Origin of the sequence: Marinilactibacillus sp. 15R (genome assembly GCF_001895285.1) — a bacterium.
In the GTDB taxonomy this organism is placed as follows: Bacteria; Bacillota; Bacilli; order Lactobacillales; family Carnobacteriaceae_A; genus Marinilactibacillus; species Marinilactibacillus piezotolerans.
Genome location: NZ_CP017761.1, coordinates 1829273 through 1851085 on the forward strand (window position 1 = coordinate 1829273; position 21813 = coordinate 1851085).

The 21813-nt window shown below is 33.6% G+C and carries 17 protein-coding genes and 1 other annotated feature; of the genes, 13 read left to right on the plus strand and 4 right to left on the minus strand.

Going from position 1 to position 21813, the window contains the following annotated elements:
- Positions 1 to 123: 123 nt before the first annotated feature.
- The 9 genes from lepA (at position 124) to dtd (ending at position 10930) form a co-directional block, all read left to right on the plus strand.
- Positions 124 to 1947: a translation elongation factor 4 gene (gene lepA / locus BKP56_RS08990; RefSeq protein ID WP_072694760.1), complete on the plus strand. Its 1824-nt coding sequence runs from the start codon at positions 124 to 126 to the stop codon at positions 1945 to 1947.
- A 189-nt stretch (positions 1948 to 2136) separates the two neighbouring features.
- On the plus strand, positions 2137 to 3417 hold the full coding sequence (locus BKP56_RS08995) for an HlyC/CorC family transporter (RefSeq protein WP_072694761.1): 1281 nt from the start codon (positions 2137 to 2139) through the stop codon (positions 3415 to 3417).
- 90 nt (positions 3418 to 3507) lie between these two features.
- Positions 3508 to 4131, plus strand: coding sequence for a DNA-3-methyladenine glycosylase (locus BKP56_RS09000; protein WP_072694762.1), 624 nt, complete (start codon positions 3508 to 3510; stop codon positions 4129 to 4131).
- Positions 4132 to 4415: 284 nt separating this feature from the next.
- Positions 4416 to 5735, plus strand: coding sequence for an IS1380 family transposase (locus BKP56_RS09005; protein WP_072693356.1), 1320 nt, complete (start codon positions 4416 to 4418; stop codon positions 5733 to 5735).
- 216 nt (positions 5736 to 5951) lie between these two features.
- Positions 5952 to 6395 (plus strand): DUF3013 family protein, encoded by a 444-nt coding sequence (locus tag BKP56_RS13645; protein ID WP_232226963.1) that lies wholly within the window; start codon positions 5952 to 5954, stop codon positions 6393 to 6395.
- Positions 6373 to 7323 carry a 50S ribosomal protein L11 methyltransferase gene (prmA, locus tag BKP56_RS09015; RefSeq protein ID WP_072694764.1) on the plus strand — a complete coding sequence of 317 codons (951 nt, stop codon included), beginning with the start codon at positions 6373 to 6375 and terminating at the stop codon, positions 7321 to 7323. The genes BKP56_RS13645 and prmA overlap by 23 nt, the downstream gene beginning before the upstream one ends.
- A 38-nt stretch (positions 7324 to 7361) precedes the next feature.
- Positions 7362 to 8033: a deoxyribose-phosphate aldolase gene (gene deoC / locus BKP56_RS09020; RefSeq protein ID WP_072694765.1), complete on the plus strand. Its 672-nt coding sequence runs from the start codon at positions 7362 to 7364 to the stop codon at positions 8031 to 8033.
- Between the two features lie 194 nt (positions 8034 to 8227).
- Entirely contained in the window at positions 8228 to 10438 is a 2211-nt protein-coding gene (locus tag BKP56_RS09025; RefSeq protein ID WP_072694766.1) for a RelA/SpoT family protein, read from the plus strand.
- Positions 10439 to 10483: 45 nt separating this feature from the next.
- Complete coding sequence (gene dtd, locus BKP56_RS09030) at positions 10484 to 10930, plus strand: D-aminoacyl-tRNA deacylase (protein ID WP_072694767.1); 447 nt, start codon at positions 10484 to 10486, stop codon at positions 10928 to 10930.
- A 69-nt stretch (positions 10931 to 10999) separates the two neighbouring features.
- Here dtd and BKP56_RS09035 read toward each other — a convergent pair whose 3' ends face one another.
- The 3 genes from BKP56_RS09035 to BKP56_RS09045 form a co-directional block, all read right to left on the minus strand.
- On the minus strand, positions 11000 to 12202 hold the full coding sequence (locus tag BKP56_RS09035; RefSeq protein ID WP_072694768.1) for a cation:proton antiporter: 1203 nt from the start codon (positions 12200 to 12202) through the stop codon (positions 11000 to 11002).
- Positions 12203 to 12467: 265 nt separating this feature from the next.
- Positions 12468 to 13268 carry a formate/nitrite transporter family protein gene (locus BKP56_RS09040; RefSeq protein WP_072694769.1) on the minus strand — a complete coding sequence of 267 codons (801 nt, stop codon included), beginning with the start codon at positions 13266 to 13268 and terminating at the stop codon, positions 12468 to 12470.
- A gap of 296 nt (positions 13269 to 13564) precedes the next feature.
- The gene (locus tag BKP56_RS09045; protein WP_072694770.1) at positions 13565 to 14902 is read right to left on the minus strand and encodes an N-acetylmuramoyl-L-alanine amidase; all 1338 of its coding nucleotides are present in this window, start codon (positions 14900 to 14902) and stop codon (positions 13565 to 13567) included.
- 181 nt (positions 14903 to 15083) lie between these two features.
- Positions 15084 to 15297: a binding site (T-box leader), on the plus strand.
- 69 nt (positions 15298 to 15366) lie between these two features.
- Here BKP56_RS09045 and hisS point away from each other — a divergent pair.
- From hisS to BKP56_RS09060, 3 genes are read left to right on the plus strand one after another with little or no spacing between them, the layout of a single operon-like run.
- Entirely contained in the window at positions 15367 to 16668 is a 1302-nt protein-coding gene (gene hisS / locus BKP56_RS09050; RefSeq protein WP_072694771.1) for a histidine--tRNA ligase, read from the plus strand.
- A 14-nt stretch (positions 16669 to 16682) separates the two neighbouring features.
- A complete protein-coding gene (aspS, locus tag BKP56_RS09055; RefSeq protein WP_072694772.1) occupies positions 16683 to 18461 on the plus strand; it encodes an aspartate--tRNA ligase in 1779 nt (592 codons plus the stop codon).
- A 30-nt stretch (positions 18462 to 18491) separates the two neighbouring features.
- Positions 18492 to 19376 carry a deoxyribonuclease IV gene (locus BKP56_RS09060; protein ID WP_232226964.1) on the plus strand — a complete coding sequence of 295 codons (885 nt, stop codon included), beginning with the start codon at positions 18492 to 18494 and terminating at the stop codon, positions 19374 to 19376.
- 238 nt (positions 19377 to 19614) lie between these two features.
- Here BKP56_RS09060 and BKP56_RS09065 read toward each other — a convergent pair whose 3' ends face one another.
- Complete coding sequence (locus BKP56_RS09065) at positions 19615 to 20382, minus strand: helix-turn-helix domain-containing protein (RefSeq protein ID WP_072694774.1); 768 nt, start codon at positions 20380 to 20382, stop codon at positions 19615 to 19617.
- 493 nt (positions 20383 to 20875) lie between these two features.
- Between BKP56_RS09065 and BKP56_RS09070 the strand changes: the two genes are divergently transcribed.
- Positions 20876 to 21790: a general stress protein gene (locus tag BKP56_RS09070; protein ID WP_072694775.1), complete on the plus strand. Its 915-nt coding sequence runs from the start codon at positions 20876 to 20878 to the stop codon at positions 21788 to 21790.
- The last annotated feature ends 23 nt before the right edge of the window (positions 21791 to 21813 follow it).

Here is a 21813-nt window from a genome sequence, read left to right on the forward strand (position 1 = left end):
ATAAGGAGATGGCTGTCGGCCATCTCCTTATTATATGTCTGCTAATTTGATTGTACTCTGTTCTAATCGTTGGTATAATAGGTAAGAACGCCTGTGAAGACGAAGGAATGAGGATTTAATATAATGGATAAAAATGAAGCTCGAAAGAGACAAAAACAAATAAGAAATTTTTCAATCATTGCACATGTCGATCACGGTAAATCTACTCTAGCAGATCGCATACTACAATTGACACATACAGTTGCGGATAGAGAAATGCAAGATCAGTTATTGGATTCAATGGATCTAGAACGAGAACGTGGTATTACCATTAAGCTGAATACAGTTGAATTACAGTATACTGCTAAAAATGGAGAAACGTATATTCTTCATCTCATCGATACACCCGGTCATGTGGATTTCACATATGAAGTATCAAGAAGTTTAGCTGCATGTGAAGGGGCTATTTTGGTAGTTGATGCAGCACAAGGTGTAGAAGCTCAAACATTAGCCAATGTTTATCTTGCTTTAGATAATGAACTGGAAATCTTGCCAGTAATCAATAAGATTGATCTGCCAGCCGCTGATCCTGAAAGAGTTCGCAAAGAAATCGAAGATATTATTGGATTAGATGCTAGCGAGGCTGTTTTATCTAGTGCTAAGTCTGGTATCGGTATTGAAGATATCTTGGAACAAATTGTACAAAAAGTCCCAGCACCAGAAGGGGATATTGATAATCCGCTTCAAGCTCTGATATTTGACTCTGCCTATGATCCTTATCGAGGAGTTGTTTTGAATATTAGAGTAATGGATGGTGTCTTAAGTAAAGGAGATACAATCCAAATACTAAGTAACGGTAAGAAATTTGAAGTTACTGATTTAGGGATTTTCTCTCCGAAACCTCTTTCCAGAGATTATTTGATGGTTGGAGATGTTGGATTTGTAACAGCAAATATAAAAACAGTTAAAGATACTCGAGTCGGAGATACGATTACCCTTGCAAATAATCCAACTACTAAGGCTCTACCAGGATATCGTCAGATGAACCCAATGGTTTTCTGTGGAATGTATCCGACAGATTCAGCTAAATATGAGGATCTTAGAGAAGCGCTGGAAAGACTGCAATTGAACGATGCTGCCCTTCAGTATGAAGCTGAAACATCTCAAGCTTTAGGATTTGGGTTCCGTTGTGGTTTCTTAGGTATGTTGCATATGGATGTCATACAGGAACGTTTAGAACGTGAATTCAATTTAGATCTGATTACTACCGCTCCATCGGTTATCTATCACATCAACAAAACAGATGGTGAAAAAATTGAAGTTTCAAATCCTGCTGATATGCCAACACCACAAGAAATCGAATCAGTAGAAGAGCCATATGTAAAAGCTACTATCACCGTTCCAAATGATTATGTTGGAGCAGTGATGGAAATTGCACAACGTAAACGGGGAGAATTCATTACAATGGAATATCTAGATGATATTCGGGTGAATGTTGCTTACTTCATTCCTCTATCAGAAATTGTATATGACTTCTTTGATCGTTTGAAATCCAGTACAAAAGGATACGCTTCGTTGGATTATGCTGAAGCAGGATACCGTGTAAGTGAACTGGTTAAAATGGATATTCTTATTCATGGAGAAACAGTCGACGCATTGAGTTTTATTGTGCATAAAGACTTTTCTTATGGTCGAGGAAAATCAGTTGTAGAACAGCTGAAACAGACAATCCCACGGCAACAATTTGAGATCCCTATCCAAGCGGCAATTGGACAGAATATTGTTGCCCGCTCAACAGTTAAAGCTTACCGTAAAGATGTTACAGCTAAACTATATGGTGGGGACGTGACTCGTCGTCAGAAACTTTTGAAGAAACAAAAAGCCGGTAAAAAACGTATGAAGAATGTCGGTAATGTAGAAATTCCTCAAGAAGCGTTCATGGCAGTATTAAACCTTGATGATGAGTAATGAATAGTAAACCATCATTAATTTAAGTATGAAGTTTTTTATAAATCTATTTTAAAATAATGTAGTAGAGATGGGGAGTCAGGCGACTTCCCATCTTTGAAATTTAAAAAAGTATAATAAATTTAATAAAAATCAAATATTGTTATGATACAATATATAAAAAGATTATAAAGGGGGAAGTCCATCTTAATGGACAGTGGAGATTTATCGAGCATATTATTATTAATTGTGTTGATTTTTTTATCAGCTTATTTTTCTTCTTCGGAAACAGCTTTTACATCGGCGAACCGAATTAGATTGAAAAATGAAGCAGAAAATGGTGACAAGAAAGCAAAAAGAACCTTACACTTAGCAGAGAACTTTGATTCCGTATTGTCTACGATTTTAATCGGTAACAATATTGTGAATATTGCGACGTCTGCAATTGCTACTTTATTATTTGTTAAATGGTTTCCAACATACGGCGCAACAATTGCTACTATTGTGATTACCATTATTGTGCTAATATTCGGTGAGATTACACCAAAAACGATTGCTAAAGAGAAATCTGAAACAATCGCTAAATTTTCTTCACCAATTATTCAGGTTTTGATGAATTTATTTAGACCAGCTATCTGGTTTTTTGAAAAATGGAGACTTTTACTCGATAGAGTGTTCAATTTTGAAAATCTGGAAACAATCAGTGAAGATGAATTACTTTCTATGGTCGATCAGGCAGAAATAGGTGGAAGTATTGAAGACCATGAACATCAACTTGTCAGATCAGCTATAGAATTTGATGATTTAGAAGTTTCCTCTATACTGATGCCTCGAGTAGACGTTATTGGTTGCGATGTAAATGAAGAGGATTCGAAGATAGAAGAATTATTTAATAGACATAACTTTTCCAGACTAATCATTTATGATGATACAATTGATCATGTGGTAGGAATTTTACACGAAAAAGACTTTAATCGCTATCTGAAAGCTAAAGTACGTACAGGCAAAGATACCTCAATATTAACGATTGTTAAAGAAGTTATTTATGTTCCACCGGTAATGAATTTATCTAAGCTGCTTCGAACAATGCAGCTTAAAAAAACTCATATGGCAATTGTAACGGATGAACATGGTGGAACCGTTGGAATCGCTACAATGGAAGACGTCTTAGAAGAGCTGGTTGGAGAAATCTGGGATGAATCTGATGTAATCGAAGAAGAAATCATTGAATTGAATGATGGATTAAGTTATATCGTTAAAGGAACCGTAAAATTAGAAAAACTTTTTGATTTATTTCATCTGGATAGCTCAGACGATTTCATCTCTAATACTGTCAGTGGATTTGTTATAGAAGAATTAAATAGAGTGCCTTTTGAGGGTGATCAGTTTATATATAAAAATATGGATGTGTCAGTTACAGAGGTCAAAAATAGAAGAGTTCTGGAAATACGCATTGATTATATAGAAACAAGCTATGAAGCAGAAGGTTAAAATTTAAGCATGTTGATATTCAGCATGCTTTTTTTATACATTAATAGAGCTTGTAAAAGAAAGTGAATGATAAAGGATGAGTACAGAAAAATGTTTGATATCACAGATGCTAGTAAGTCAACAGAAGAGATCGCTCAACAATTATTAGGTCATTTATTGGTTAAAGAGACAGATTCAGGAGTAATGTCTGGTTGGATTGTTGAAACAGAAGCGTACTTAGGTTATGAAGATGCGGCAGCACATAGTTATTTAGGCAAAAGGACTCCTAGGTTACACTCCATGTATCAGAAAGCTGGAACAGTTTATATCTATCAGATGCATACTCATAAGATGTTAAATATAGTTACTCAACCTGAAGGAGTAGCTCATGCTGTACTGATTAGAGCAGTTGAGCCAAACGAAGGGGAAAAATTAATGCAATTGAATCGTAAAAAAAATGGAGTTGATTTGACAAATGGTCCAGGTAAATTGACGAAAGCTTTAAATATTTCAATGGAAGATAATGGACTCAGTATATTCGAAAAACCTCTATACTTAGATTTGAGTAAGAAACTAGAACCGATTCATATTGAGGCTTCTCCAAGAATCGGTATACCAAATAAAGGTGAATGGACAGAAGCAAACTTACGTTATACGGTATCTGGAAATCCATATCTATCTAAAAAGCGAGGAAAGGTTTCCATGGATAATGGATGGAAAACTATGTTAGAATAGGGTATAAATAGAGTAGGAGGTTAAGTTTTGAAACAAGATCTCGCAACATATATAGATACTGAATTGAAAAAACTTTTTCCAGTTTTCCAGTGGAGAGTAATTAAAAATACCAATAATAGAATAATAGCCTAGATAATTCATACTTTTGCTTGAATCGTGGAAACACTGCCTAATGGCAGGCACTATGATACTTTTATTGTTTCACCTGTTAAGTGATGAAAAAAGAACTCCATTCTGATATGGTAAAGGTGTCGAAACCAACCATAAGAAAAGGAGTTCTTCTAATGACTAGCTTACACAAAAAACAGATTAAATTCAATTCTAACATTACCATTTCGCATACAGGTGGACGCTTATCTAGTGATTCCGGTTTGGTCTTAGTTAAAGAACTAATGAATACCTTTGGTTTCTCTGATTTAGCTAAACGACTACTTCACTTAAAAGAAAATCGTGCTTACTTCATACATGATAATCTAGCAATTTTTGAGCAGCTTATTATGCAGCTAACGGCTGGTTATTCGACAGACTCTTCGGCTAATATATTAAGACATGATCCAGTATTTCAAGTTATTCTAGGTAGAAATCAGTTAGCCTCGCAATCGTCGCTTTCGCGATTTCTAGACCGTTTTTCAGAAGAGAACTTAGATCAGTTACAGTCATTAAATCAATCATTAATTGATAAAGCGCGTCTGATTCGTAATGATACCGAGTTGATCATTGATATTGATTCAACACACTCAGATACCTTTGGAAATCAAGAACAAACCGATTATAATGCCCACTATCAAACTTATGGATATCATCCTCTAGTTGCCTTTGATGGACTGACTGGAGATTTCTTAAAAGCTGAACTACGTTCAGGAAATCAATACACATCTAAAGGTGTAAAAGCTTTCATAGAACCTTTACTGCAGCATTATAATCACTCCTTACCGAATACCGACATACTCGTTCGTGGAGATAGTGGATTTGCAACACCAGAGGTGTATGAAGCTTGTGAAGCCAACAATAGCCACTATGTTATTCGTTTAAAGAACAATAAAAAAGTGAGTCAACTAGCTGAAAAATCAGTTCTATATGGTGAAAATCAGAAATGGGAAGAGAGAGAAGTGCAGTACTTTTCAGTACCTTATCAAGCTAAGTCATGGTCAAAACCTCGTCGTCTCTGCATTCGTTCTGTTCGAGAAGGAGGAGAACTCCTTTTTCAGCATACATTTATTGTGACAAACCTATCAAAAAATGTATCCCCTGAAGTCATATTCTCTCTTTATGCCAAACGTGGAACGATGGAAAACTTTATCAAAGAAGCGAAAGCAGGATTTTATTTTGATAAAACCGATAGTCCACGCTTCTTAGAAAATCATGTAAGGATGTTAATGAGTTTACTCGCTTATAACCTCATCAACTTTTTAAAGACGATTGGGTTTGATGAACGAGATAAAGGTCTGACTGTTCAATCCATACGACTGAAATTACTTAAAGTAGCCGGGAAACTTGTCCAAACAGGTAGGCAAGTCTATCTTAAACTGTCTAGTTATCACGTTTATCATAAAGAATTCTATGCTGTCTTCGACCGCCTGAGGCGGTCCCATTCATGGGTATAAACTAAGCGGATACTATTTTTTTAAGAGAAAAGTTCCAAGGGATAAGTGTGCCCAAAATTATACAAAAGTAATTTTTGGGCACTTACAAAAATGAAAAGAATCTTTAAAAAGATTGTTTTGGGCAAAAGTTATCAAAATAAATAAAGCGAGAATGATTTTTTTAAGAGATTTACTTAAAATACAGAGTTATGAATTATTCAGGTAATAGAATTATTTATAACTTTTAACACTAAAGTAGATGATTCACTTCAAGTACAAGATGTAATTGGACAGACTAATCAGCCTGGAAGTATTCAATTTGAAGACGTTATTTGCTTCTATGATCCAGCGTATGCTCACGTCAAACCTCAGAATTATTTAGCTTCCATTCCAATAAACAGTCATACTGGTATAGAAAAAGGACATGTGTATGCATGCTTAAAGCAGCTGAATATCATAGCTGAGGAAGGCATAGTTGAGTTGAAGAAATTTTCTGATGATAATGTTACTGGAGAATTCAGTTTAAGATGGAATGAACATAATCTTGAAGGAACTATCCAAACTTTGAAATCAATAAATCGATATGATGAAGAAAAAGTTAAAATGATGCTTGACGAAGAAGAATCATTTATCGAACAAATTAAAAAGGATGAATCAAATGACGGAGTGGAAAGAATTTAAAGTTCATATTAATGGAGAAGCTACAGAAGCAGTATCAAACATATTAATCGAATTAGGTTCAGCTGGTGTCTCCGTGGCTGACAGAAAAGACTTTTTATCACTTCCAGAGTACGGATTTGATACATTATGGGCATTAGATGAAAAATCTTTTCCAGCTGACGGAGTTGTTATTAAGGGATATTTTTATGGGGATGCTGCTTCAAAAGCAACGAAAATGGCTTTAATTGAAAAAATTGAAATGCTTAAGTCTTTTGATTTGGATATTGAAAAGTATGAAGTTACAACTGAAGATGTAGTAGAAGAAGAATGGGCTAATGCTTGGAAAAAATATTACCATCCTGTTCCGATTACTAGATATATGACAATTGTTCCCCAATGGGAAGATTATATAAAAAGACATGATGCAGAGAAGATTATTTATTTAGATCCGGGACTGGCTTTTGGTACCGGCACCCATCCAACTACTAAACTTTGTTTACAAGCCCTTGAAAATAATTTAAGAGGCGGAGAAACAGTTTTAGACGTTGGAACTGGATCAGGTGTTTTGACTATTGCTAGTGCCTTGTTAGGTGCTTCTAAAATTCAAGCATTTGATCTAGATGATGTAGCTGTCAAATCAGCATATGACAATATAAAATTGAATAATCTAAAAACAGAAATATCTGTTAAACCCAATGATTTGCTTAAAGATATCGATGTAAAAGTGGATATGATAGTCGCAAATATTCTAGCGGAAATTATATTGCTTCTTATACCTGATGCATTTAAAAATTTAAAACCGGGCGGTAAGTTCCTGTCTTCAGGTATTATCATAGAAAAGAAAGAAGAAGTACTTGCTAGTTTGAAAAACACCGGATTTGAAATTCAGCAGATCAATCAAATGGGCGACTGGATCGCTATATTAGCTATTAAACCAGAAGAAGATTAAAAATAATAAAAAATAGATATTAAGAAAGAAGGATCATTATGATAGAAAATTTAAAAAGTTATATCGACCATACTGTACTAAAACCGGAGTCAACTGATTTAGATATCCAACAAGCATGTTTGGATGCTAAAAAATATAATTTTAAAGCAGTGTGTATTAATCCAACTTGGGTATCTTATGTTTCTGATCTACTAAAAGGAACCGCGGTCAATACTTGTACTGTTATTGGATTTCCTTTAGGAGCAAATACTACAGCTACTAAAGTCAACGAAACTAAGCAAGCAATTAAAGATGGAGCAGATGAAGTTGATATGGTTATCAATATTGGAGCTATGAAGAGCGAAGATTTTTCTCTTGTACACGATGATATAAGAGCCGTTGTTACAGCTGCTGATAAAAAAGCAATAGTGAAGGTAATTATCGAAACCTCTTTACTGTCTCACAATGAAAAAATACGAGCTTGCGAGATAGCTAAGAGAGCGGGAGCAGATTTCGTCAAAACATCTACTGGATTCTCAACTGGTGGAGCTACAGTAGAAGATATCAAACTGATGCGCACTGCTGTAGGACCAGAGATGGGTGTTAAAGCTTCTGGAGGCGTTAGAACTTATGAGGATGCCAAAAGGATGATCGAAGCCGGTGCTACTCGTATAGGGACTTCTAATGGTGTAGCACTTCTAGAGGGTGTAGAAGGAAGTAATGCATACTAAAGAAACCATGGCAGTTCCAAAAAAACCATGAGTTGAAACTGCTATACAAAAACGATATAATATAAAAGAGAACCAGCACTGAAAAGTGCTGGTTTTATTATCAATTAGAATAAAATAATTAACTATTATAACTAAGCATATTACAAACTAAAGACAGAATTAAAATGAGATCATGAGAAAAGAAGGTAGGATCTATGTCACAGAAAAAAGACTATACTCCTCAAGAAGTCATAGCACTATGTTTGACATATATGAATAGTGAACATGTAGCCTTCGTTAAACAGGCCTATGATTTAGCAGAAGAAGCGCATAGAGGACAAATACGCAAATCAGGAGAAGCATATATTATGCACCCTGTTCAGGTAGCAGGAATCTTAGCAGATCTAAAAATGGATCCTGTTACCGTTGCTACTGGTTTTCTCCATGACGTAATTGAAGACACTGATTACACTTATACAGATATCGCTGAAATATTTACACCTGAAGTAGCAGATCTTGTAGATGGTGTTACAAAACTAGGGAAAATCAAATTTAAATCAAAACAAGAACATCAAGCTGAAAATCATCGTAAAATGTTATTGGCAATGGCTCAGGATGTACGAGTTATACTGGTTAAATTAGCAGATCGTGTTCATAATATGCGTACACTAAAACATCATCGTCCAGAGAAGCAAAGGGACATTGCAAAAGAGACTTTAGAAATTTATGCTCCTTTAGCAGACAGATTAGGAATTAGTCGAATCAAATGGGAACTTGAAGATATTTCCTTGAGATATATGAATCCTCAACAATATTATCGTATTGTCCACTTAATGAACTCTAGACGAGAAGACCGTGAACGTTATATTGATGATGCTAAAAAAGCAATTGTTGAGTCGGTAGACGAATTGGATATTAAAGCAAATATTACAGGACGTCCAAAACATATATATTCTATTTACAAAAAAATGAAACAGCAGAAAAAACAATTTAATGAAATCTATGATCTATTAGCTATTAGAATAATCGTTGATTCAATTAAAGATTGTTATGGTGTGCTTGGAGCTATCCATACCAGATGGAAACCAATGCCTGGTAGATTCAAAGACTATATAGCTATGCCTAAAGCCAATATGTACCAGTCTCTGCATACAACAGTTTTAGGGCCAAACGCTACACCACTGGAAGTACAAATCAGGACTTACCAGATGCATGAAATAGCAGAATATGGGGTAGCTGCACATTGGGCTTATAAAGAAGGTATTACAGAAAAAATTGACAAAGATGATTTATCAGGACATATTTCATGGTTTAGAGACATTTTAGAACTCCAAAATGAATCTAGTGATGCCAGTGATTTTATGGATTCAATCAAACAAGATATTTTTAAAGATAAAGTTTATGTATTCAGCCCTAAAGGAGATGTAATGGAGCTTCCTTCCGGATCAAGTACTTTAGACTTTGCTTTTCATGTTCATACAGAAGTCGGTAATAAATCAATGGGAGCAAAAGTCAATGGCAAGATTGTTCCTCTTAATTACAAATTGAAAAATGGAGATATTGTTGAAATGCTGACATCTTCTAATTCATTTGGACCAAGTAGAGACTGGCTTAACTATGTAAATACTTCAAAAGCTAAAAATAAAATCAAACGATTCTTTAAAACTCAGGAAAAAGAACAAAATGTAGAGCGCGGTAAAGAAATACTTGAAAAGCAAATTACAGAAATGGGTTTTAGTCCAAAACAAATCTTGAAAAAAGAAAATATCAGTAAAGTGACAGATCGCTTCAATTATCAAAATACTGAAGATCTTTATGCTTCAATAGGTTATGGAGAAGTTAAAGTAGTTACAGTCGCAAATAAGCTTACTGAAAAAGAACGTAAATTAAAAGAAGAAAAAGAATCGCAATTAGATCAGAATCATCCGATTGAAATGAAACAAAAAAAAGAACCTGAAAAAATGAAAATCAAGCATGAAGGCGGAGTAGTTATACAAGGCGCTGATAACTTGCTAGTAAGATTAAGCAAGTGCTGTAATCCGGTTCCTGGAGATGATATTGTTGGCTATATTACTCGAGGACGAGGTGTATCTATCCACCGAATGGATTGTCCAAATGTTCATGCATCAGAGGATGCAGAGAACAGATTGATTGAAGTTGAATGGGAATCGAGCGGTAATGACAAATCCTATAATGCTGAACTACAAGTACAAGGTTATGATCGTTCAGGTCTATTAAATGAAATATTGCAAGTCATCAATTCCCAAACGAATCAATTAAGTAATGTAAATGGTAAAATAGATAACAATAAAATGGCTATAATCAAAGTTACGATCGGTATCCAGAATCTTAGTGAACTAGAACGAATTGTGGATAAAGTTAAATCAATACCTGATGTTTATTCTGTTAAAAGAATTACTTCATAAAAACAGCTTTAAGTAATAAGTTGAAAGGTAGCAGGAGGTTTCGAATTGCGATTAGTTATTCAAAGAGTTACAGAAGCCCAAGTAAAAGTTAATGGCGAGATCAAAGGTTCTATTGAAACCGGTATGGTTGTTTTGGTAGGAATTTGCCATAGTGATACAGAAGAAGATATTAATTATCTCGTAAGGAAAGTTAAAAACATGCGTATCTTTGAAGATAATGAAGGAAAGATGAATCTTTCATTAGCACAGGTAGGCGGATCTATACTTTCTATTTCTCAGTTTACTTTATATGCAGACACTAAAAAAGGGAATAGGCCGAGCTTTGTTGATGCTGCTCGACCAGATCAAGCAATTCCGCTGTATGAAAAATTTAATTATGCATTAAGTTCTGAAGGAATTAATGTACAGACTGGGAGATTTGGAGAGGACATGAAGGTTTCTTTACTAAATGATGGTCCAGTAACAATTGTAATGGATTCAAAAAACAAATAATGAATAAAAGCTCCTGGCAAAAGTCAGGAGCTTTTATTCGTTATAGATGAAATACGTATTCTCTTGAATTTATTTACGTTTTAGTATTTTTGTTAATGGATAAATACCTAAACTCTGTAAGATAAAAGATATTAAAATAGAGGCAAAAGTAATTGAAATCAGTATAGGATCTTCTACTAATGCACTGTCTATTGTCCACAAAAGTAAAACAACTGACATAGAACCCTTGATTCCAGCCCAAGAAAGGACTAAAAGCGCAGAAGATAAATTTTTAAATCTTTTTTTCCATTTAGGTATTAAGTATAGTGTACATCCTAACACTATAAAACGAGCTAATATTGAAAGAATAAAAATCATAAAAGCCAAATACCAATAATTAAAGTAGAGATAAGGCGCTGATTGTATACCTATGAGAAGAAATAATATGGACATTAATATCGGATTGACAACATTCCAGAAGCCACCTAGAGCTACTCTGAATTCTTCTCCTTTTACATTTTTTTTAGAAAAGCCAAATGAAAGCATGATTCCAGAAACGACAGTAGCTAAAACTCCGGAAAATCCGAGCTCTTCAGCTAGCATAAAACTCCCATAAGCTATAAATATGCTGAGCATGATTTGATATTCATGATGTGAAGTGATATGAATAGCATGGCTTAGAATCCATCCGAATATTAGTCCTACAATGACACCGCCTAATGAGACAAAAATAAAGCTCTCAAGAAAATTTAATACAGAAAAAGCATTACCTGTTTCTACCATTGAAAGAAAAATAGTAAACATGACGATACTTGTTCCATCATTTAACATCGATTCGCCTTCTACGATATCAGCAACTTCATCAGGTTTAGTACTGTTTTTTAAAATGGATACTACAGAAACAGGATCAGTTGGTACAAGAATGGAAGCTAATAGAAAAGATAAACTCCAGGGAAGTGGATGGAAAAAAGAAGTTATCCAAAAGATTCCTGCTCCTAACAGCAACACGGTTCCGACCATACCGACTGTGCTTAACGTAATCATTAGTGAAGCGTTCTTTTTAAAAGCCTTAGCAGAAAATTGATAAGCAGAGACAAATAAAAGACCTGGTATAAAAATATAATATAAAATATTTTTTGATATGGATAACCCAGAAAACAAAGATAGAAACGAGAGCCCTATCCCAATTACGACTAGAATAACAGGAACTGGAAAATATTTTTTCTTAACATCAATGGTATATACAATAATACTTACTAGTAAAAGAACGATAAGTCGAAGATATAAATGCATAGAAAAACCTGCTTTCTAAATATAATGTTATATAAGTATCTAATCTAATTAAATTTAACAAATTTGAAGAAAAAATTAAAGCAAATCGTTTGCTGTAATAAATTCTCGATTTTGTACTACGGTATTGATAAAAGATTTAAAAGTTTTATTTGTATAATTTATTAAAAACGACTCATCCAATTAGAATAATAATCTAAACTGAATAAGTCGTTGTAATGTATAGTGAATACTGACTTAGATTAACTAATATAAATAATTTTTTAGTTTAATCCAAGTAGATATGGTTTCCTTTATTTAACCAAGAATAGGTTAGCCCTATAATCAAACCGCCACCAACAAAATTGCCAAGAGCAGTGAAGAGCCAGTTAATTCCTACTGATGCAAAAGTCATTCCCGGTACAGCACCACCATATGCAAAAAATGCAAGGGGGAAAGATGCAAAGTTAGCGATAACGTGTTCAAATCCTAAGAAAGCAAAAATGAAAATGATGAATATCATAGAAATCACTTTACCGGCGTCATCTTTCATTCTAATAGTACAGAATACAGCAACATTTACGATGATATTAGCGAATATTCCTTCTGTAAATATTTGAAGAGGTGATTTTGCTAATTTTCCTTCAATGGCATGAAATAAGAAATGATCATTTGGCAAGTCTTGGAATACTGAAGATAAAGAGACTAGATAGCTTGCTAGCACACCACCGATTAAATTGAATAATAAACAAGCAAATAATATAATAAGTGCTTTTTTCCCAGATAATAATTTACGATGGACCCCAACTGTTGCATACATCATGTTAGACGTTCCTAATTCAGCATTCATATAGATAATCATAACAAGGGACCAGCTAAACATAAACGAATATGAAAATTTGCCAGAACCAGGTATAGCTTTCTCAGCTGCTTGAGCAGTAATCACTGCAATAGCAGTTCCTAAAGTTAAAAATAAAGTAGCCAACATGGCTCTGATAAAATAGCGAATCGCACTTACTTCAAAAAGCTGCTTCTTTTTTTCTATACTTTTTTCAATAGAATAAAAGAGGCCTTGATAATTTGCATCCATTAAAATTCCATCCTTCTTGTTAGTTTTTACACAATAAATTTATATTACCACTTTATCGATCATTTGAAAATGAAAATCAATTTATTTTCAATAAAAAAATGAATAAATGAAAGAATGATTAAATGATTTCACTTACATTAATAAATCAATAAGATGAATAGAAGGAAAACTTCATCCTGTATAAAATAGAATTACTATTAATCATTAGATTAAACATAGATAATATATTTTTTGAACTAATATAAAAAACACTTTTGAAGAAAGTAGCCTCTTCAAAAGTGTAGTAGGTTTTAATTTTATTTTTGTGAAAAATAGTCTCTCAAACCTTGATAGATTGCTTCTACCACAGTAGATTGATAAGCTTGGGTGTCTACTACAGAAACATCTAAATCGTTATTTAAATAGCCTAACTCTAATAGGATTGAAGGTTGAGCATTATTCTTTAATACATAGTATTCGGCAGATCTGACACCATTATTAGGGAGAGTGCCATTTGATTCCAGATACTGATTGACAGTATTAGCTAGTTCTAATTCACTATTTGAATAATAATAAGTTGTTGTGCCACTCATAGAATTAGCGACTTCTATTGTATCGTAATGAATACTGATGAAAGCATCAGCGTTAGCTTTGTGAGACAGATATACTCGGTCATTTAAGGAAATGAAGGTGTCATCTGTTCTAGTCATAATCGCGTTGGCACCAGCATCTTGAAGACGTTTCTGTAAAGTTTTAGCTGTGCTCAAAGCAACATCTTTCTCAAGAAATCCAGTTTCTGATAGAGCGCCCGGATCTTTTCCACCATGTCCTGCATCGATCATGATGGTAGCTTCAGATAGATTTGTAGCAATTCTATCTATTTGATCTGCTTGTTCTTCTATATTAACTGTTTGGACATCTGAAAGGGTGGAAACCCAGTTTGCAACATACCCTGTACTGCCATCATTCAGCTGAACTTTGTACCAGTCTTCTTCAGTACCTAAATAAATAAGCTTACTGTCTGGTGCTGCAACAGATAAAATCTCAGCATCAGTACTTGGAGCATTTCTGACATTCGTTTCCAGATCTCCAATAGTAACTTCTTGAGTAGAAACGGAATTTTCTGATGATTGTGTATTAGGTGTATCAATAAGTTCTAAATAGTCTTTATGAATCCAGGCAACTTTGCCTAAATAAAGAACCTGGTACCAGTCATTTTCTTCATAAAGGACTGAAAGTTCAGTATTTTCATATACTGTACCTAGTTTCTTGGAATCAGTAGTAGCGTATTGTCTTATATTGACCTCGGTACCTGTAACTCTACCATAACGCTGGTTTTCTGAAGAAATTTCTTCATTTTCTACCAACCAGCTAGCTACCCAACCAATCTGATCATTTGATAATCTCACTTTGTACCATTCATTGTCTTCAGCTAAGACATTTAATTTTTGATCTTCATTAACTTGGGTCATAACATCGTAAGTCAATCCAGGTCCGATACGAACATTTAGCACACTGGCTTTTACCGTTACGCTATTCTCGTTGGCTAAAACAATCGAAGAAGCAATAGTTATACTCAAAAGTAATAGAATAATGGCTATGAAAATATTTTTTTTAGGAAATAAATTATGTATGTATGGGTCATTTTGATCCATTCTAGTCATCCTCTCGAATAGTACAGGATAATAATTCTCAGTTTTTACTATTATATCAGTTAAATCTTTGTTATTGCAATATGTAAGATAACCTAGAAAAAATAAAAACGTATATTGACTTTATAATATCTTTCTTGTAAGCTTGTAATCAATAAAGTATTCAGATATTGATCAGTTAAATAAATTACCGATGAAAGAGAAAGTAAGATAGTTGTTAATGTTTTAGAAAGGTTCTCCTTGGCTGAAAGAGACCCCCTGACAATTATTTGAAAGACACTCTGGAGGTTTGATAGTGAAAAGCTATCACGTAGAAGGCGTTAACTTTAGAGTGAAAGTAGTTTGCTTTCTAAATCTAGGTGGTACCACGTGACTTAATTATTATACACGTCCTTCTTTTATACAATTAGTATAGAAGAAGGACTTTTTTTATAATTAAAGATGACATATGAAACAGGAGGAAAAATATGAGTTATCAAAAAATTAAAGGAACACCCGATTTTTTACCAGAAGATACTAATAAGTGGCAATATATTGAAAATCATGCGAAAGAAATACTAGCTCGCTATCAGTTTAAAGAAGTACGTACTCCGATATTTGAACAATTTGAATTGTTTTCCCGTGGTGTTGGAGAAACAAGTGATATTGTTTCAAAAGAAATGTATGATTTTTATGATAAAGGGAACCGTCATATTGCTCTACGTCCAGAAGGAACTGCTGGGGTAGTTCGCTCATATGTGGAAAACAAATTATATGGACCTGAACATCACAAGCCGTTAAAATATTATTATATTGCACCCATGTTCCGATATGAACGCCCTCAAAAAGGTCGTATGCGACAATTTCATCAATTAGGTGTAGAAGTCTTTGGTAGCAGTAATCCAGCAACCGATGTTGAAACAATGGCCTTGGCAATGGATATATTTAAGTCATTTAATATAAAAAATCTTAAACTTGTCATTAATTCTTTAGGAAATATTGAAACCCGTAAAATCTATCGTCAAGCTCTGATTAACTATTTAGAACCACATTTTGATGATTTAAGTAAAGATTCGAAGGAACGTTTATATAAAAATCCTCTCCGTGTTCTAGATAGTAAAAATAAAAAAGATAAAGAAATTGTAGCTGAAGCACCTTCTATATTAGATTATTTAGATGAGAATTCTAAAAATAATTTTGAGACTGTAAATGAATACCTTGAAGCTTTAGACATTAATTATGAGATTGATAATAACATGGTAAGGGGTCTAGATTACTATAATGATACGATATTTGAGATCATGACTGAAGATCCTGATTTTGGTTCAAATACCACTGTTTGTGCTGGTGGAAGATATGATGGTTTGGTAGAAGAAATTGGAGGACCTTCAACTCCTGGATTTGGTTTTGGTATTGGATTTGAAAGACTGGTAATGTTACTTGAAAATATGGAATATGATTTTCCGGAAGTAGCTGCTTTAGATATATTTATTGTAACTATTGGAAAAGAAACAAACAAAGAAGCCATAAAACTTGCTTCTGTTTTAAGAGCAGCGGGGCTTAACGTAGAAAGAGAATTCTTAAATAGAAAACCGACAAAACAATTTAAGACAGCAGATAAGTTAAATGCCAAATATGTATTTACTTTAGGCGAAAACGAGTTAAATAAGGGTACAATAAATGTTAAGTTATTAGAGACTGGAAAAGAAACGGTTTTATCTTTAGATAAAGTATCTAAAGGTAATATTGTTGAATATTTAGAAGAAATTGAAAATAGCTTAAAGGATTAGGATAGGTGAAAAGTATGGAGAGAACTATGTATTGCGGAGAAGTAACAAGTGAACAGGTCGGAAAACAAGTGACCCTATCGGGATGGGTTCAGAAAAGAAGAGATCTAGGTGGTATGATTTTTGTGGATCTAAGAGACCGTGAAGGAATTATTCAAGTAGTATTCAATGCTGAAAAATCTAAAGAAGCATTTGTAATCGCTGAAACATTACGGTCTGAATTTGTGGTTGAAATAACTGGAAAAGTTGTAAAAAGACAAGATGGTACAGTAAATAACGACTTGCCAACTGGTGAAATAGAGATTGAAGCAATAACTATTTCAATTCTAAATAAATCTAAAACTCCTCCCTTTGATATTCAAGATACTGTAGAAGTATCAGATGATATTAGATTAAAATACAGATATCTGGATTTAAGACGTAACAAGATGAAAGAAAATATGATAATGCGTCATAAGGTGAAAAAAGTTTTTAGTGATTTTTTAGATAGTAATGGATTTTTAGATATTGAAACGCCTTATTTAACAAAGTCCACTCCTGAAGGTGCTAGAGACTACTTAGTACCGTCACGAGTACATGAAGGGAAATTTTTTGCTTTACCACAGTCACCACAATTGTTTAAACAACTCTTGATGGGTGCAGGTATTGATCGTTATTATCAAATCGTTCGTTGTTTTAGGGACGAAGATCTTAGAGGAGACCGTCAACCGGAATTCACCCAAGTCGATATTGAAACGAGTTTTATTGACGAGAAAGAAATACAAGATTTAATGGAAAAGCTATTAGTTGAAGTCGTTAAGGAAACTAAAGGTATGGAAATTTCTCGTCCTTTCCCTAGAATTTCGTATGATGAGGCTATGAATCGTTATGGTAGTGATAAACCTGATACACGATTTGAACTTGAACTTATTGAATTGGGAGATATTGTGACAAACTCAGATTTTAAAGTATTTACAAGTACTATTGAAAACGGCGGAGTAGTCAAAGGCTTGAATGTAAAAGGAGTGGCTGAAAAATTCTCCCGCAAGAATATTGATGCTCTCGGAGAGGTCGCTTCTATATATGGGGCTAAAGGATTAGCCTGGATGAAAGTAACGCAAGAAGGATTTAGTGGTCCAATTGCTAAATTCTTTAATGATAAACCGATTGCTCAAGAACTTATGAGCAGAATGAGTACAGAAGCAGGGGACTTGCTTTTATTTGTTGCTGATAAGCCTAAAGTAGTATTTGATGCATTAGGAGCATTGAGAATCCATTTGGGTAAAAAACTGAATCTGATTGATGAATCAAAACTAGCATTCTTGTGGGTCGATGAATGGCCGTTATTGGAATATGATGAGGAAGCTGAACGTTATAGTGCGGCTCACCATCCTTTTACCATGCCACTTGAAAAAGATCTTGGTAAGCTAGAATCAGATCCTGAAAATGTTTATGCAAATGCCTATGATATTGTATTGAATGGTTACGAAATAGGTGGAGGATCTATTCGTATACATCAGAGAGAATTACAAGAAAAAATGTTAAAAGCATTAGGTTTTTCTAAAGAAGAAGCAGTAAATCAATTTGGATTCTTATTAGATGCACTTGAATATGGATTCCCTCCACATGGTGGTATTGCTTTTGGACTTGACCGATTAGTCATGATCCTTGCAAATGAGAAAAATATTCGTGAAGTAATTGCGTTTCCAAAAAATGGTAAATCAATTGATCCTTTGACGAATGCTCCGTCAGTAGTTTCTGATAACCAGTTAAAAGAGTTAGCCCTGAAGACCACTGCTAAAACAGATAAGGAGTAAAAAATGGTATTGATAGGTTCACACGTAGGAATGAAAGGTAAAAAAATGCTGCTTGGCGCTGCAGAAGAGGCCAAAAGCTATGATGCAACAACTTTTATGATTTATACTGGAGCACCTCAAAACACTCGTCGTAAAGAAGTTTCGGAAATGAACATTGAAGCTGGACAGAAGTTTATGGGAGAAAATAATATAAAATCAGATAGTATAGTTGTCCATGCTCCATATATTATTAATTTAGGAAATACAATCAAGACGGAAAATTTTGCTTTTGCAGTAGAATTTATGAAAGAAGAAATTAGAAGAGCAGAAGCAATCGGTGCTACGCAAATGACTATGCATCCAGGTGCTCATGTTGGAGCTGGAACAGAAGCTGCTATTGAACAGATTGCTAAAGGACTTAATGAGATCCTTCATAAAGACCAGAAAATTCAAATAGCACTTGAAACAATGGCTGGTAAAGGCACAGAGATTGGACGTAGTTTTGAAGAAATTGCCCAGATTATTGAACGGGTTGATTTAGATGATAAATTATCAGTAACGCTTGATACTTGTCATACGCATGATGCGGGATATAACATTAAGGATGATTTTGATGGTGTATTAGATGAATTTGATAAGATTATTGGATTGGAGCGACTAAAAGTTGTCCATGTCAATGATTCTAAAAATATCATCGGAGCAGGTAAAGATCGACATGCAAATATTGGATTTGGCGAAATAGGATTTGAGGCATTGAGGGATATCGTTCATCATCCTAAGTTAGAATCTCTACCTAAAATACTGGAAACACCGTACGTGGGGGAAGATAAGAAAAACAAAAAGGCTCCTTATGGGCATGAGATCAGCATGTTAAAACAAAAAACATTTAATCCTAATCTGCTGGAAGAAATTTTAAATGGTAAAGACTGGAAATAGTTAAAAAAAAAACAATTAAGAAAGAAATAGACTAGCTAAAAAACACAATCCAATTAATTAATATCTTATAAAATAGATATTTATTGGTGATTGTGTTTTTTTGTTTAACTATTTTATTTTAGAAAGGTAAAAGAAGATTATAGTTTCCAATCTAAACTTTTTTACATATAAAAAAAGACCGATCTATTGTAAAGATCGGTCTAAATAGACAATGTTGGTTTATTCGCAACAATTACTATTATGCTTTTTCGTTAATTGGTAACTGTTTGATATACTTAGTAGGTGTTTGTCCAGTAATTTTTTTAAATACTTTAGTGAAATAAGAGTGACTGTTAAAACCTGAAAGATTTGCTACTTCACTTAATTGATAATTTCCAAGATGGAAATAGTATTTAGCCAAATAAATTCTTTGCTGATTTACATAACCAATAAATGTAGTACCTGTTTCCTGTTTGAATTTACGCGCTAAATGGACTGGATGCATACCAAAAATTGATGCGATGTTTGTCAATGTTAGTTCACTAGTCAAGTTTTCAGTAATATAGCTTACAACTTCAGTCATAGCACTAGAATAAGTTAGTGTTGAAAAATCAATGACCGCTTGGCAATATTCTCTATAGATTTCGTAATAAACATTTTCTCTCAAATACTGAATAGTTTCAGCATCTTCAATCAATATTGAGAAACGTTCTGAAATGAGGTGAAGATATAAAGGTAAAACTCCACCATTTTTAGCAGCTATTCTGCAATACGTATTGACGATAATGAGTTGGTTTTTGAAATTTCTAAGCTGGAATTCTTTTCCTTCTTCACCAAGATACTCCAGCATTTCATCTAAATTGATGATTTTTAGGGTATCTTCGAGCATTGAACGATTTCCTTCAGTTATCGCATCTGTTACTTGGTCCTCAATCAAGTAACGATAACTAAATGCATCGCTGTTTAACTTTTTTAATTTCTCAACGCGTTCGCGTTTGTATTGTTCTTTAACTTCTACCTGTTTCATGCTACACGACCCTTCATTATTAGAAAAGCTAATTTTTTACTCCTATCTATCTTTTTTTAATATACCACAAATTCGTAATAAATAAAGGGATTTTTTTAAATAAAGGTACAAATTTAATAAAAAAATAAAAACTTTTTATTATAAAGTGGGATGTAAAATTTATGCTTTGATTAGGATAATATTAATATTTAAAATGTTAATATAGTAAAAATGTAATAATAATAATCGTTTTTTTAAAAAATTAATGTCTATGATTGTATATTTCTTAATTATTATCATAAAAAATATAAATTTATAAAACGTATATTTTGTCATATATTTGCCATTTTTTATAAAACACTATTAGCAAAATTAATAGTGAATATAAATCACTTCTTAGCATTGAGGCTTATCTTTTTACTTCCTATTAATAGGATGGTAACATTCGAATATAATCAAATGAACATTAAGATCTAAATATTTAAAAGCAGTAGACAAGGAGATGATGGAGTTTATGGAAAGAAGATTTGAAGGAACATTTCAGACAGCCAATGAAGTTAGAGATGAAATCAAGCGTTTAATCAACGAAGAAGGATATTCAGCTGAGGAATTGCTGGTTATAACTGATGAAAAGAACAGTGATTTATTTAAGAAAAATAATTTAGAATCAGTTGAAGTTGATATCGTTGATTCAGAGGAAAATGGGTCATTTTGGGAAAGAATAAAAGATACATTGTCTTTTGGTACTTATGATTCCAAAGAAGCTCAAAATACTTTGGAAGCCCATGGAGTGCCCCATGATATAGCTGAACATCATTTAAAAGCACTCACAGAAGGAGAAATTGTATTATTAGCTGATACAGATGCCCCTAAACATTCAAAACTATCAAAATTAAATAAAAATGTAACTAATAATAAGGAGACTGATAATGATATGGTAGATAAAAATGAAAACCCAATCGATGAATTAAATTCAGAAGAAGTATCAGCAATTAAAAATAATAATGAGGCTAAACCTTCTGATGTAGAAACTTCAGAAACAGATGATAAAAATATGACTGATTCTATTGATCCTTCACAAGCTCAACACACCAGAGAAGAAGATCAAGTGGATACTACTCATTCTGAAAATAAATTGGATGAAGATGATACTACGGAAGACAGTGGGCAGTCATTAGAGAAAACACCAGATTTGACTGGTGAAGAAGCAACAGTTCAAGCAGAAGAAGCTAACCATGAATACCCTGATAATATTGCCAAAGGGGTAGTGGAACCAGAGACAAAGAATCCTTTGAACACTGAACCGAAAAGCGAAAAAGAACCTTCACAAAAAAGTACTACTCCCAAAAGCGATGCTAAGTATACTCAAGGTACTAACGAAGCAGGCATGAAAGAAGTACCTACTGAAGAAATTGATAAAAAACAGTAAAAATTACTATGTAATGAGTATTG

Bases quoted from the DNA above. Each gene is read 5' to 3' on its own strand.
- hisS (WP_072694771.1), top strand. From the start codon at position 15,367: ATGAGTTATCAAAAAATTAAAGGAACACCCGATTTTTTACCAGAAGAT.
- BKP56_RS09005 (WP_072693356.1), top strand. From the start codon at position 4,416: ATGACTAGCTTACACAAAAAACAGATTAAATTCAATTCTAACATTACC.
- BKP56_RS09060 (WP_232226964.1), top strand. From the start codon at position 18,492: ATGAAAGGTAAAAAAATGCTGCTTGGCGCTGCAGAAGAGGCCAAAAGC.
- BKP56_RS09035 (WP_072694768.1), bottom strand. From the start codon at position 12,202: ATGCATTTATATCTTCGACTTATCGTTCTTTTACTAGTAAGTATTATT.
- prmA (WP_072694764.1), top strand. From the start codon at position 6,373: ATGACGGAGTGGAAAGAATTTAAAGTTCATATTAATGGAGAAGCTACA.
- BKP56_RS09065 (WP_072694774.1), bottom strand. From the start codon at position 20,382: ATGAAACAGGTAGAAGTTAAAGAACAATACAAACGCGAACGCGTTGAG.
- BKP56_RS09040 (WP_072694769.1), bottom strand. From the start codon at position 13,268: ATGGATGCAAATTATCAAGGCCTCTTTTATTCTATTGAAAAAAGTATA.
- BKP56_RS09070 (WP_072694775.1), top strand. From the start codon at position 20,876: ATGGAAAGAAGATTTGAAGGAACATTTCAGACAGCCAATGAAGTTAGA.
- BKP56_RS09045 (WP_072694770.1), bottom strand. From the start codon at position 14,902: ATGGATCAAAATGACCCATACATACATAATTTATTTCCTAAAAAAAAT.
- BKP56_RS09025 (WP_072694766.1), top strand. From the start codon at position 8,228: ATGTCACAGAAAAAAGACTATACTCCTCAAGAAGTCATAGCACTATGT.
- BKP56_RS08995 (WP_072694761.1), top strand. From the start codon at position 2,137: ATGGACAGTGGAGATTTATCGAGCATATTATTATTAATTGTGTTGATT.
- BKP56_RS09000 (WP_072694762.1), top strand. From the start codon at position 3,508: ATGTTTGATATCACAGATGCTAGTAAGTCAACAGAAGAGATCGCTCAA.
- aspS (WP_072694772.1), top strand. From the start codon at position 16,683: ATGGAGAGAACTATGTATTGCGGAGAAGTAACAAGTGAACAGGTCGGA.
- deoC (WP_072694765.1), top strand. From the start codon at position 7,362: ATGATAGAAAATTTAAAAAGTTATATCGACCATACTGTACTAAAACCG.
- lepA (WP_072694760.1), top strand. From the start codon at position 124: ATGGATAAAAATGAAGCTCGAAAGAGACAAAAACAAATAAGAAATTTT.